General features: G+C 42.6%; 11 protein-coding genes. 7 read left to right on the top strand and 4 right to left on the bottom strand.

Features of this window, described 5'->3' with window-relative positions:
- Positions 1-4: 4 nt before the first annotated feature.
- The 4 genes from F946_RS12635 to sdsA form a co-directional block, all read right to left on the bottom strand.
- Complete coding sequence (locus tag F946_RS12635) at positions 5-1249, bottom strand: efflux RND transporter periplasmic adaptor subunit (RefSeq protein ID WP_004982862.1); 1245 nt, start codon at positions 1247-1249, stop codon at positions 5-7.
- A gap of 25 nt (positions 1250-1274) precedes the next feature.
- Complete coding sequence (locus tag F946_RS12630; RefSeq protein ID WP_004982860.1) at positions 1275-1886, bottom strand: phosphatase PAP2 family protein; 612 nt, start codon at positions 1884-1886, stop codon at positions 1275-1277.
- A 146-nt stretch (positions 1887-2032) separates the two neighbouring features.
- Positions 2033-4087 (bottom strand): site-specific recombinase, encoded by a 2055-nt coding sequence (locus tag F946_RS12625; protein ID WP_004982857.1) that lies wholly within the window; start codon positions 4085-4087, stop codon positions 2033-2035.
- 33 nt (positions 4088-4120) lie between these two features.
- Positions 4121-5098: an All-trans-nonaprenyl-diphosphate synthase gene (gene sdsA / locus F946_RS12620; RefSeq protein ID WP_004982856.1), complete on the bottom strand. Its 978-nt coding sequence runs from the start codon at positions 5096-5098 to the stop codon at positions 4121-4123.
- A 467-nt stretch (positions 5099-5565) separates the two neighbouring features.
- Here sdsA and rplU point away from each other — a divergent pair, with 467 nt between their 5' ends.
- From rplU to cysG, 7 genes are all read left to right on the top strand, one after another.
- Complete coding sequence (gene rplU, locus F946_RS12615) at positions 5566-5877, top strand: 50S ribosomal protein L21 (RefSeq protein ID WP_004695441.1); 312 nt, start codon at positions 5566-5568, stop codon at positions 5875-5877.
- Positions 5878-5896: 19 nt separating this feature from the next.
- Positions 5897-6151, top strand: a complete 255-nt coding sequence (gene rpmA / locus F946_RS12610; RefSeq protein ID WP_004695443.1) for a 50S ribosomal protein L27 — start codon at positions 5897-5899, stop codon at positions 6149-6151.
- A gap of 181 nt (positions 6152-6332) precedes the next feature.
- Complete coding sequence (locus F946_RS17500; protein ID WP_004982853.1) at positions 6333-8105, top strand: YadA-like family protein; 1773 nt, start codon at positions 6333-6335, stop codon at positions 8103-8105.
- A gap of 220 nt (positions 8106-8325) precedes the next feature.
- Complete coding sequence (gene lolA / locus F946_RS12590) at positions 8326-9024, top strand: outer membrane lipoprotein periplasmic chaperone LolA (protein WP_004695452.1); 699 nt, start codon at positions 8326-8328, stop codon at positions 9022-9024.
- A 173-nt stretch (positions 9025-9197) separates the two neighbouring features.
- Positions 9198-9968, top strand: coding sequence for an RsiV family protein (locus tag F946_RS12585; protein ID WP_004982850.1), 771 nt, complete (start codon positions 9198-9200; stop codon positions 9966-9968).
- Positions 9969-10068: 100 nt separating this feature from the next.
- Entirely contained in the window at positions 10069-11340 is a 1272-nt protein-coding gene (serS, locus tag F946_RS12580; protein ID WP_004695457.1) for a serine--tRNA ligase, read from the top strand.
- Between the two features lie 76 nt (positions 11341-11416).
- Positions 11417-12793, top strand: coding sequence for a siroheme synthase CysG (cysG, locus tag F946_RS12575; RefSeq protein ID WP_004982848.1), 1377 nt, complete (start codon positions 11417-11419; stop codon positions 12791-12793).
- Positions 12794-12819: the final 26 nt, after the last annotated feature.

Genomic DNA, 12819 nt, shown 5'->3' with positions numbered 1-12819 from the left:
CCCCTTATGCGTTTGAAGTAGCTTTTTGTTCAGTTTTTGCACCAGCTTCTGTCTTTTTAGCATCCGTTGTTGGAGCTTGAGGTGCTGCTGCTTTAGGTTGATACGGTTTCGCAACAACTTTCTGTTCAGCTTTAACTTTCGCTATTCCGTCAACAATAACTTTTTCACCTGTTTTAAGGCCTTCAGTCACAATCCAGTCTTGGCCTTGAATGCCAACTGTGGTGATTTGACGAGGCTCTACTACGCCTTTGTCATTCACAATCATTGCCATCGCTTGACCTGTTGGTGTGCGAGTCACCGCAATTTGCGGCACTAACATCGCATTTGGGATTACGCCTTGAACGATTTGTGCATTGGCAAACATACCAGGAAGCAACAAGTGATTCGGGTTCGGGAACACCGCACGAATCGTCACAGTCCCTGTATCTGGATTGACACTAGCATCAGAGAAAGCTAAACGGCCTTCGACTGGATAGTCACTGCCATCTTCAAGTTTCAGCTTCACACGCGTGTTGTTACTGCTGTCTAAGCTACCTTTACTCAATTGTTGACGTAAACGAAGAAGTTCAGAACTAGATTGGTTGATATCAACATAGATTGGGTCTAAACGTTGAATTGTCACCAATGGCTCTGTTTGGTTTGCAGTCACCAAAGCACCCGCAGTAACTGTAGAGCGGTTGGTTTGACCTGAAATTGGTGAGCGGATGGTTGAATAACCTAAGTCCACTTCAGCATTTTTAACTTGAGCACGTGCTGCTGCCACTTGTGCCTCAGCAACATTTACTTGACCCACTAAATCGTCATAGTCTTGTTTCGCAACAGCGTTGCTTGAAACCAGTTGCTGATAACGATTTAGTTTGGTTCTGAGTGTGCTTAAATTCGCTTCTTGTTGTAATAATGCTGCTTTGGCATTATCAAATGTTGCGCGGTTGGTACGAGCATCAAGTTCATAAAGTGCTTGACCTTCACGTACATAACTGCCTTCCGCAAACAAACGTTTTAGAATGATTCCACTCGTTTGTGGGCGAACTTCAGAGATTTCAAATGCCGTGGTTCTGCCAGATAACTCTACAGATTGTTCTACATTTTGTGGTTGTGCAACAATGACACCGACTTCAGTAGGTGGCGTTTGTTGAGAAGCGCCAGCTTGCTGCGCATCTTTTGGGTCTTTGCTACAACCAACAAGTGCAATACTCGTTGCTAATGCGCAAGCGGTAAGGGCTGGGGCCCAAAGCTTTGCCGACATCATTGTTCCACCTCGATTAGATTCTTATCTAAAAATAATGTGTATTTAATTGGGTATATCTGCCGCACAAGATGTAAAGCAGTGAAATCCAGATAATACTAATGCTCCAACCTGCGAGAACGTCGGATGGGAAATGTACTCCAAGATAGACTCTTGAAATTCCCATCATCAGCATCCATAAAAGAGCAATGCATACAACATAACGATGTGCAGGAAATGGTCGACTTAAGAAAATGGCAAGACACGCCAAAGTGGCAGCATACATACTGTGCGCACTCGGAAAGGAAGCACCATAGCTCGTCACTAGGTGAAACATTTCTGGTGGACGTGGTCTTGAAATTAGAAATTTAAGTAGCCAAGCAGAAGCAATACTTCCAACAACGCCTAAACCAATAAAAACAACATCTCTATACTTTTTATACCATGCATGATGGAAACACCATAGAGTGGTTAGAAATAATACAAACGGCATGCCACCGAGTGCCGATAAAAGTATTGCAAGTTTATCTATAGGCTCAGTTCTTAATATGCTGAAATATTCGACCATCGCCAGATCTAAAGCTGTGAGTGGTTGAATGCTTAGAGCTAATGCACTGATTATAAATAAAATAATACCGATAAAAAGCAACAAGTAAGGCATGCTGGAACTCGTGTCATTTCAACCGATTTAAGCGCGGTTATTTACTGGGTTAAAGTGTACTCATCAGTACACTTTAATTCAAGTGTTGATTAATCATGTATAAAATTTTGTTCACAGTGTAACAAGAGCTCAAAATGGGTACAAAATCATTTTGTATGGTGTTTTGTATTGTTCGAACTTTCATCAACTTCAAGAGGTACTTTCGGTGGCCAAAAGAAGTCACTTGGTCGCGTTAGAAAATGGGTTAAAACCAATTTTGCTAACGGTTTCCACTGTTCAAAACGTACCCGACGTGCGCGTAAAGCCACAATAATCGTGAGGGTAAAACTGACAAATAAGTTCGTCAGGCCAATAGCGAGTACCCCGAGGAAAGATACAATAATCAAGCCAATCTCAGGACTACCATTAATATTCATCAGGCCTTGAATGAAGTTTGCTGAAGCAAAGGCAATATGGCGAATATCTAGGGGTAAACCCAAAATATAACCAATGGTTCCCATACTTCCTAACATAATTCCGAACAGAAAATTACCCGCCAACGCACCTAAGTTGCGTTCTATATAGCCTGCAAATTTATCGAGTCGTTCTTGCCCCATGATTGTTTTGAGACGAGGGTGTGCTTTTAAACGAGGCCCAACTTTGCGATAAACCGCCATATTGTCAAAATAACCCGCCAAAAGTCCTGATAAAAACAAACAGACACCCGCAATCGCGGCATGCGGAATGGCCAAAGAAGTAAAAGGGTTTAAGTCATGTAAGACTTTCGCCGCTTTTGCATGATTGAGTAGCGGTTCATGCATGCCAGTTGCCCATGCCCATGTAATAAAAGCGGCAACAGGGATGGCAATTGAGATATTGCCCAAAATAGCAATAAATTGGGTGCGAATAATGTTAATAATCAGCGCTGCTAATTCAGCAATTTGCGCTGTTTTTGAACCTTTGCGCTGTTGTACGGTTGCCGCGAGTGCCGCCGCTGTCATCGCTGGTTGTTTGGTTGCTACGGTAAAGTGCAACACATGAATCAACATAAACCCCAATGAGTAGTTCATGCTGTAAACAAAGGCTTGCATGAGCGGCGCCATGATCATCCGTGCCGACAATATTTTCAGGGTGGCCATGGTTGCAATGATGACACCTGCACCCGCTGCGGACTTATACATGGCTAAAAAGCCTTGTTTGTCTGTACTTACATAGTGTTCGCCCGTTTTACTGGCATTTTCAGTCACCTGTAAAGCAATTAATTCACTATTGGTCGTCAGTAAAGAGCGTACACTCCGTTCACTATAAATTGCAGCGGTAATATCAACCAAGAGCAGACTCACCGCTTCATAGTGTGCTTCGCCTTCTTCTACAATTAAATTGAGCAACAGTTCGACACGGTCTAAGCATTGCTCAAGTAAGGAAATCAGATAGGTTAAACTGACACTGACCCCAATGCGTTTGGTCGCACGGCGAATTTTTAATACTACATCACGACACTGCTCAATCATGACCAGTGCTTGAGAGGCGTCGGGTGGGGCAACCACACTCGAGGTTTCAGCTTCTTGATGTGCCTTTTTATACTGTTGAATGAATTCGACAATTTCGCGGTTCTGCACTAAAAAAGGCGATTCATATTCGGTCAGCTCAGGATGCGCATTAATAAACTCTGGATATAAACCAATACCACTAATCCGATAAGACAGCACCGTAATGGCTTTAATCACTTCACTGCGAATTTTGACTTTTTCTTTTTGATTGGCATGCCCGTGATTGAGCAGGTTCAGCAGTTGTAGCCAGTCACTGTCTCGGATGTTATCGAGCCAATATTTATCACTTCGGTTGGGGAAAACGCGACGGACTAAATCTTGCAATTGAGTTTCGTCATTAATCAGCGGGAGAAAATGTGCCCCTAAACGCTGCGACAATTGATTCCAAAATCCATCTAAAGACAAGATGCCTGTGTCGGCATAAAGACTGGTTTGTTTATATTGGGAAATAAGCCGCAGCACAAAGCTTTGTAAGGTCGATGCGGCATCGGGTGTGATGAGTAATGCTTGAATGAGCGCTTGAAATTTGTGATGGATTTCATCGGTTTGATACGCATCTATTGGACGAATACGCTCCACCAACTCAATTAAAAGTTGATCATTTAAAACAGCTTGAGGTTGCTCAAGCTGTTGCTGCATTTGAGAAAACAGATCATTAAATTTTATATGCATAGGCAAGTTAAAAACATTTTAAAGCATCATTTGTTATTGAATTCGATGTAAAGCCAGTTGGGTTAGATTGACCAGTGCTTGACGATATTGGCTGTCAGGTAAAGCCTGTAATGCTTGAAGTGCGGCTTCGGTTTCTTCATGCGCCCGTTGTCGACAGTAATCTAGTGCGCCAGAACTGTTTACGATAGCAATGACTTGATCAAGATCTGCCGTTCCGCCTGTCGCAATACTTCGACGAACAATGTCATGTTCTTCACCCGTTGTATTTTTCAATGCTGAGATTAACGGCAAAGTCGGTTTACCTTCCATTAAATCATCGCCAATATTTTTACCTAATGTTTCAGCATCTGAGGTGTAATCTAAAATATCATCAATTATTTGAAAGGCATTGCCAAAGTGGCCAGCAAATAAACGCAGCGGTTCACGGTACTGCGGTGTCCCAGAAAGAATGGCAGCCCCTTCAGTTGCCAGTTCAAATAAACGTGACGTTTTACCGTGAATAATATCTAAATACGTTTGTTCTGTGGTTTCAGGTTGGTGCTGTGCTTGAAGTTGTAACACTTCACCTTCGGCAATTTCACAAGTCCCTGTAGAAAAATCTTTGAGTAAGGTCATGTCACCGAGATCGACCAACAAATCAAAGGCACGTGAAATTAGAAAGTCACCCACCAGTACAGCGGTCTGATTGTTCCAAGTCGCGTTGGCCGTTGGGCGACCACGACGTAAGCCAGATTCATCGACCACATCATCATGGACTAAGGTTGCGGTATGCAGCATTTCAATGATTGCAGCAAGTTTACGTTGGCGTTCAAGGTCTTCTGCACCACAGGCTTTGGCGGCCAATAAACACATAATGGGACGCATGCGTTTACCACCTGCTTCAACCACATGTTTACTCACCGCCATGACTAATGCCACTTTAGAGGTAATGCCTTCATTAATAAATGTGTCCATCGTGGCAAAGTCTTGAGCTACAGGGGCGAGAATATCTTGCTTAAAATCGATGGTCATTTGAAGAGCGGCCTCATCTATATAAAGTGATAAAAATCAGCATTACCAGTATTGTGTAAATAGGGATACCTGTCTAAATGATTCATTTCAATCATAAATAAGACTCGCTAGTGTGCGAGGCTGTATTTTACGAAAGACAGTTCCTTATTTCCCCAATGTATAAGCGTACTGCATTTGTAGGCTTATTTACATTTTAAAAATCAATTCATCCATACTATAGCGGATTGATTTTAAAAATCTATTTCATTGTAAGCAAAGTCAAGCCAGAGTTGAACTGTAATTTGTTGATTGAGTTTTTCTCGATTATTAAATAATCGTTAATTTAGTCTAATAAGTTCGGCAAATCTCTTGTTGTTTGAGTCAATATCACTTAAAATCCTTGCCCTTGATTAACCCCAGTGGCGTTCGTATTAAGATCGATATATTCCTTTATCGGCACGACGACACGGGCATGTTTGGAGTACATTATGTACGCAGTAATCCAAAGCGGTGGTAAACAGCACCGTGTTGTAGAGGGTGAAACCCTTAAAGTTGAATTGTTGAAAGCTGAAACTGGCGCAACTATTACGTTTGATGACGTATTAATGCTAGTAAATGGCGACAGCATTCAAATCGGTGCTCCAGTTGTTGCTGGTGCTACTGTAACTGCTGAAGTAGTTAGCCATGGTCGTCACGACAAAATCCGTATTGTAAAAATGCGTCGTCGTAAACACTACCGTAAACAACAAGGTCACCGTCAATGGTTCACTGAGTTGAAAATTACAGCTATTTCAGGCTAATCACGAGGAGTAATGAGACATGGCAACTAAAAAAGCCGGTGGTTCGACTAAGAACGGTCGTGATTCGAACCCTAAAATGCTTGGTGTTAAAATTTACGGTGGTCAATCTGTGACTGCTGGTAACATCATCGTTCGTCAACGTGGTACAGAATTCCACGCAGGTCAAAACGTTGGTATGGGCCGTGACCATACTTTGTTTGCAACCGCTGACGGCGTAGTAAAATTCGAAGTGAAAGGTCAGTTTGGCCGTCGCTACGTAACTGTTGAAGCGTAAGTTTTAATAGTAAGAAAAACCCACATTTTGTGGGTTTTTTTTCGTCTATTCATATGGTTAGCTTATTTTTCTTGTGTTTTTATATTTTGAGATAAAGCACTAAATACCAATAAATAATGATGTGCATCACAAAAAATAGGAGTGTAATAGAAAAACAAAACTAAAAGAAAGGCAGACGGATATGAATAAAATAGATACAAATGTCTTGGGCAATCCAGACAGCCAGATAACGAAAGTCTCTGGTCAGAACTTAAAACAAGAACATACTCATATTAGTACTGCAGTATCTGCTGCAATGAATCTACAAACACTTAAGCCAAACCATTGTCTACAAAGGTTTGCTATGAACGTGCTTGTTTTAAGTGCGATTTTAATGACAGCGAATACAAATGTTTTTGCAGGTTCGTGTAACTCTAATCAAGACACAGGTAGTTGTCCCGAAAGTGGAATCCCAGGACCCGCAGGACCTGCAGGGGCTGATGGTGATAGTGCTTATCAGGTAGCTGTGAACAATGGTTTTATAGGTACAGAGGAGGCCTGGTTAGAGAGTTTGCAAGGAACAGATGGTATAGATGGCACTAACGGAACCAATGGTATTGATGGTGTAGATGGTCTTAACGGACTTGATGGTAAAGATGGCGTAGATGGTCTTAACGGTCTTGATGGTAAGGATGGCGTAGATGGTCTTAACGGCATTGATGGTGTAGATGGCGTAGATGGCATTAATGGAACCAATGGTATTGATGGTGTAGATGGTCTTAACGGCATTGATGGTAAAGATGGCGTAGATGGCATTAATGGAACCAATGGTATTGATGGTAAAGATGGTGTAGATGGTCTTAACGGACTTGATGGTAAAGATGGCGTAGATGGTCTTAACGGACTTGATGGTAAAGATGGCGTAGATGGTCTTAACGGTCTTGATGGTAAAGATGGCGTAGATGGCATTAACGGAACCAATGGTATTGATGGCGTAGATGGTCTTAACGGACTTGATGGTAAGGATGGTGTAGATGGTCTTAACGGACTTGATGGTAAAGATGGCGTAGATGGTCTTAACGGAACCAATGGTCTTGATGGTAAGGATGGCGTAGATGGTCTTAACGGTCTTGATGGTAAAGATGGCGTAGATGGCATTAACGGAACCAATGGTATTGATGGTGCTAAAGGTGACACTGGTGCAACAGGTGCAACAGGTGCAACAGGTGCACAAGGTCTCCAAGGTGAAACGGGAGCACAAGGTGAACAAGGTCTCCAAGGTTTACAGGGTGTGAAAGGTGATACTGGGGCAACAGGTACAACTGGAGCGCAAGGTGAACAAGGTCTCCAAGGTGTGCAAGGTGAAACGGGAGCGACAGGATATAATGCTTATCAAGTTGCGCAAGTAAATGGTTTTGACGGTAGCATCACTGAATGGCTCGCGAGCTTAAAAGGCGATATGGGTAATACAGGGATGACAGGTGCAACAGGTTTTAGTGCTTATGATGTTGCAGTTGGTAATGGCTTTGAGGGTAGCATTACTCAATGGTTGGCCAGCCTTAAAGGTACAAATGGCACCAATGGGATCTCTAAAGAAGTGATGGATGCTGCTGATACCTACATCTTGAATGAAGCAAAAACCTATGTGAACCAAGTTGGGCAACAAACCCTCAATCAAGCAAATGCTTATACCGATAGTCGTGTAAATGCCTTGAACCGAGACATGCGAAAACTCGAAGATCGAACCTATGCAGCAGTTGCATCAAGTATTGCGATAGCATCTTTACCGCAACCGACAGATGCTGGCTACAATATGTTTAGTGCCGGTGTGGGTACATGGGAAGGTGAGCAAGGTTATGCTTTTGGTCTCAGCGGTGTGACTGAAAGTAACAAATATGTATACAAAGTAGCTGTGACAACCAATAGTGAAGGTGATTTCGGTGCAGGTGCAGCAATTGGTTGGCAATGGAAATGACAGTCATAATTCTTAACCTTAGTTAGAAAAGCCTCTGCACATTCAGAGGCTTTTCTATATGTAAAGAGCACATCTTATCTTCATCATGATGGATATTTCACAACATTAAGCACCAATAAATATACAAATCTTCTTATATTCTAAATTATTAGCCATAAAATTTGATTTAAGATAGCTCATCTAACAAATTGCGACTGCGCAAATTATAAAAGGTGAGATTATGAAAATGCTTCGTAAGACTTTATATGCAATGACAGTGGGTGTAGTAACACTTGGCCCTGTTATGAGCAGTACAGTATTTGCAGCTCCGGTTGCAGCATCGGAGCAACAAGCGACGACGAGTTTAGTGAAACAGTTGAGTGGTATTCAAAGTATCAGTTCTAACTTTGAGCAAACCACCAAAGTTACAAATTCATCTAAAGCACCGAAGAAACAAGGTTTATCTGCTCAGCATATGAATCAGACCTTTAAAGGGGTGATGAAAGTTGAGCGTCCAGGGAAATTCTATTGGGAAACAACAAGCCCTGCGAAACAAACCATTGTGACTTCGGGCAAAACGGTTTGGATTTATGATCCAGACTTACAGCAAGCAGTTCGTCAGACTTTAGATGAACAGGTGGCGAATACACCTGCACTATTATTGTCAGGGAATACGGAACAGATTCGTAAGTCATACCGTATTACGCAACCAAATCAGAGCAAAACTTACTATACCCTGTACCCAAAAAGCGATGATGGTGCGTTTCAAAGTTTAACGATCAGTTTTGGTGCGAAAAATGCGCCAACGCTAATGATCTTAGAGGATTCTTTGGGACAAACAACCTATGTACGTTTTAATAACACTAAGGTAAATACCAATATTCCAGCTTCAACCTTTAATTTTACTCCGCCTAAAGGCACAGACATTATTGACCAATAATATGAGCCTGTTGTTTAAAACCACCTTCGGGTGGTTTTTTATTGGATCACGTTCAGTTACATAACGTGGTGGGAAGTTATGGCTGTGCTTTGTATAGTCTGTGCTATTGAATACTTAACTGCGGGTAAATCATGATATTACTTCATAACAATAAAATTGGATCTGTCTTCGCAATGATGTTGTGCGCGGGATTGCTCAGCGCATGTCAGCCACGAAATGACAGTAATGCTGCAAAAAGTGAAGAGACAACTAAACCAGCTCAAGTCACACAGACTTTACCACTGATTGAGGCAAAAGTTCGACCATTACAATTGGCGCGTTCTATTGCATGTGATGAGGAAGGATGTACCCAATACAAGCTGTACAGCTTGGACACCAATGTCCCATGGATCAGTCAATATTTTGATGAACGGATGAAAAAAGCCAATCCTGTGGCATTTGAAAGCTCGAAGCAAGCAAAGCCACAGATCGATGAAAACATGCTCAGTGAAACTTTGTCTGATGTCCGTTATGTGGCGCAGCGTGGAAAATATGCTGATTTTGTCTTGATGTATTATCACTACCCAGCGCGTGCCGCGCATGGCATGTATCACAACGAATACATCACCTTAGATTTGGCAACGAAAAAACGGGTTGCGCTGAGTGACATTGTGGTGGACAAGACTGAATCGCAATTATTAGATGCATTGTATAGTGCCAATAGCATGTGGCTGTCCGATCATAATATTTCACGCGAGCAATTGAAGCTGACAGATAATTATTATATGAGTGCCAAAGGTGTGGTGTTCGTCTATCCCTTATACGAATTAGCGTCTTATGCAGAAGGGATGTCTGAATTGGTTTTACCGTATCAACAAGCCAGCGGCTTAATTAAGGCGGAATATTTGCCGAGTTTTGTCGATTATGCAGCTGAACGAGAAAAAGCGAGCAAAGAAAAGCCATGAAAATTGCTGTAATAAGCCACAGCTAGTGATCGCGTGACTGTATTTTTCGGCCTGAAGCGCTTACACTATAGCCAGTTTTTTTCTTTGCAAAAGATTGGCTATGATCGACCCGAAATTACTCAGAAATAATATTGAGGCTGTAAATTTAGCCTTAGCAAAACGTGGTGTACAACTGAATGTTGAAGAATGGGCATCACTAGAAGCTCGCCGTAAAGAGATTCAATCCAAAACTGAATCTCTTCAGGCTGAACGTAATTCGGGTGCAAAACAAGTTGGCCAAATTAAAAAAGCTGGTGGTGATGCATCTGAAATTATGACGCGCATGTCAGCGATTGGTGATGAAATCAAAGCCGCAGAAGTCGCTTTGTCTGAATTACAAGCTGAACTTGAAGCAAAATCACTTAGCATTCCAAACTTGCCAGATGAGTCTGTTCCTGAAGGAAAAGACGAAAGCGATAACGTGGAAATCCTCACATGGGGTACGCCGCGTACGTTTGACTTCGAAATTAAAGATCACACTGACTTAGGTGAGTGGATGGGCGGTCTTGAGTTTGAAACTGCGACCAAATTGACAGGTTCTCGTTTCAGTGTGCTCAAAGGGCCACTTGCTCGTCTACAACGTGCGATTACCCAGTTCATGTTGAATACGCATACTTTGGAAAATGGTTATACCGAAGCTTATGTGCCGTATTTAGTCAATGCTGACTCACTCCGTGGTACAGGCCAATTGCCTAAATTTGAAGAAGATTTATTCAAATTACAAGGTGAAAAAGAGTATTACCTCATTCCAACTGCGGAAGTGCCTGTAACCAACTTCGTGCGTGATGAAATCATTGATGCAGACCGTTTACCACTGAAATATGCAGCACATACGCCATGTTTCCGTAGTGAAGCAGGTTCATACGGTCGTGATACGCGTGGCTTGATTCGTCAACACCAATTCGACAAAGTTGAAATGGTGCAAATTGTTAAACCTGAAGACTCAATGCAAGCACTTGAAGAGCTTACAGGTCATGCTGAAGGGATCTTGAAAGCACTTGGTTTACCGTACCGTAAGATCATTCTTTGTGGTGGTGATATGGGCTTCGGTGCAACTAAAACTTATGATCTTGAAGTTTGGGTACCAAGTCAAAACACGTACCGCGAAATTTCTTCATGTTCAAACATGGGTGACTTCCAAGCGCGTCGTATGAAAGCACGCTACCGTGCAGACCAAAAGAAAACTGAATTTGTGCATACGCTGAATGGTTCTGGTTTGGCTGTGGGCCGTACTTTACTTGCGGTCATGGAAAACTACCAACGTGCTGATGGTTCGATTGAAATTCCGACCGTGCTTCGTCCTTATATGGGCGGCGCTGAGTACATTGACTAATAAAGTCGATGTACTGCACAGTTTTGTGCACAATAATTGCTTTAAGACAGTCAGATAAAACTCATTGAGGTCGTGTGTGGATATTTTTCCAATCTCTTTAAAGTTGCAACAGCAACCTTGTCTGATTGTCGGTGGTGGGCATATTGCTTACCGTAAGGCAGTGTTGTTACATAAAGCAGGAGCGGTGATTCATATCATTGCTCCTGATATTGATGCAAATTTATTGCAACTGGTTGAAGAAAGCCAAGGGCAATATATCCAAGCGCTATATCCTGCGCAGATTCAACTCAATGACTATCGTTTAGTGATTGCTGCAACAGATGATTATGCGGTGAATACTCAAGTCTTTGAGGACTGTGAAGCGCTGAAAATACTGGTCAACAGTGTTGATGATCCACCGCATTGCCGTTTCATGGTTCCTGCTATTGTCGATCGTTCGCCTTTGGTGATTTCAGTGGCCAGCAATGGTACATCCCCCGTCTTATCTCGCCAAATTCGAACCCAGCTTGAAACCAGCATTCCACATGGGATGGGTAAGCTGGCTGAGTTTTCAGGAAAATGGCGTGCAGCGGTGAAGGCAAAGATTTCCAATCCTGATGAGCGCCGTGTTTTTTGGGAAGACTTATATGCAAGTCCCCTGAAAGAACAAGTTTTTCATGACAATCTTACAGAAGCGGATCGTTTAATCGAGCAAGCACTAGCAGAGTGGAAAACCCCGAAAGGTGAGGTATATTTGGTTGGTGCAGGTCCAGGTGATCCTGAGTTGTTGACCCTCAAAGCATTGCGTTTGATGCAACAAGCCGATGTGGTGATTTATGATCGTTTGGTTTCTCCTGCGATTATGGAACTCTGCCGTCGCGATGCAACAAAAATTTATGTAGGTAAAGCCCGTTCTAACCATGCTGTACCGCAAGAAGGCATCAATGCCTTACTGGTGGAATACGCCTCAAAAGGTCAACGTGTTTGCCGTTTAAAAGGTGGTGATCCTTTCATCTTTGGTCGTGGTGGTGAAGAAATTCAAGAGCTTTTTGCAGCAGGTGTACCATTTCAAGTAGTGCCAGGGATTACAGCAGCTTCGGGTTGTTCGGCTTATGCAGGCATTCCGTTGACACATCGCGATTATGCACAAAGCGTGCGTTTCCTTACGGGACATTTAAAAGAAGGTTCGCCTGAGTTACCGTGGGGTGAGTTGGTCTATCAGAATCAAACGCTTGTGCTGTACATGGGCTTGGTCGGTTTAGAAAAAATTTGTGAAAAGTTAATTGAGCATGGCCAGCGCCCAGACATGCCTGTTGCTTTGATTTCGAAAGGTACCACGCCAGAACAAAAAGTGGTGGTCGGAACCTTAGCGGATATCGCATCAAAAGTTGAAGAAAATCATATTCAAGCGCCTACATTGACCATCATTGGTGATGTAGTAAGCTTGCGTGAACAATTACAGTGGCAAGATTAATTATTGCTATATTGAAAGAGTAGAGA

Origin of the sequence: Acinetobacter johnsonii ANC 3681, assembly GCF_000368805.1 — a bacterium.
Taxonomy (GTDB): Bacteria; Pseudomonadota; Gammaproteobacteria; order Pseudomonadales; family Moraxellaceae; genus Acinetobacter; species Acinetobacter johnsonii.
The sequence above is the reverse complement of the archived record's forward strand: the minus strand, read 5'-3'. Positions and strand labels throughout refer to the sequence as shown.

Coding starts and splice junctions, on each gene's coding strand:
- F946_RS12635 (WP_004982862.1), bottom strand. CDS start 1,249: ATGATGTCGGCAAAGCTTTGGGCCCCAGCCCTTACCGCTTGCGCATTA.
- F946_RS12630 (WP_004982860.1), bottom strand. CDS start 1,886: ATGCCTTACTTGTTGCTTTTTATCGGTATTATTTTATTTATAATCAGT.
- F946_RS12625 (WP_004982857.1), bottom strand. CDS start 4,087: ATGCATATAAAATTTAATGATCTGTTTTCTCAAATGCAGCAACAGCTT.
- sdsA (WP_004982856.1), bottom strand. CDS start 5,098: ATGACCATCGATTTTAAGCAAGATATTCTCGCCCCTGTAGCTCAAGAC.
- rplU (WP_004695441.1), top strand. CDS start 5,566: ATGTACGCAGTAATCCAAAGCGGTGGTAAACAGCACCGTGTTGTAGAG.
- rpmA (WP_004695443.1), top strand. CDS start 5,897: ATGGCAACTAAAAAAGCCGGTGGTTCGACTAAGAACGGTCGTGATTCG.
- F946_RS17500 (WP_004982853.1), top strand. CDS start 6,333: ATGAATAAAATAGATACAAATGTCTTGGGCAATCCAGACAGCCAGATA.
- lolA (WP_004695452.1), top strand. CDS start 8,326: ATGAAAATGCTTCGTAAGACTTTATATGCAATGACAGTGGGTGTAGTA.
- F946_RS12585 (WP_004982850.1), top strand. CDS start 9,198: ATGATGTTGTGCGCGGGATTGCTCAGCGCATGTCAGCCACGAAATGAC.
- serS (WP_004695457.1), top strand. CDS start 10,069: ATGATCGACCCGAAATTACTCAGAAATAATATTGAGGCTGTAAATTTA.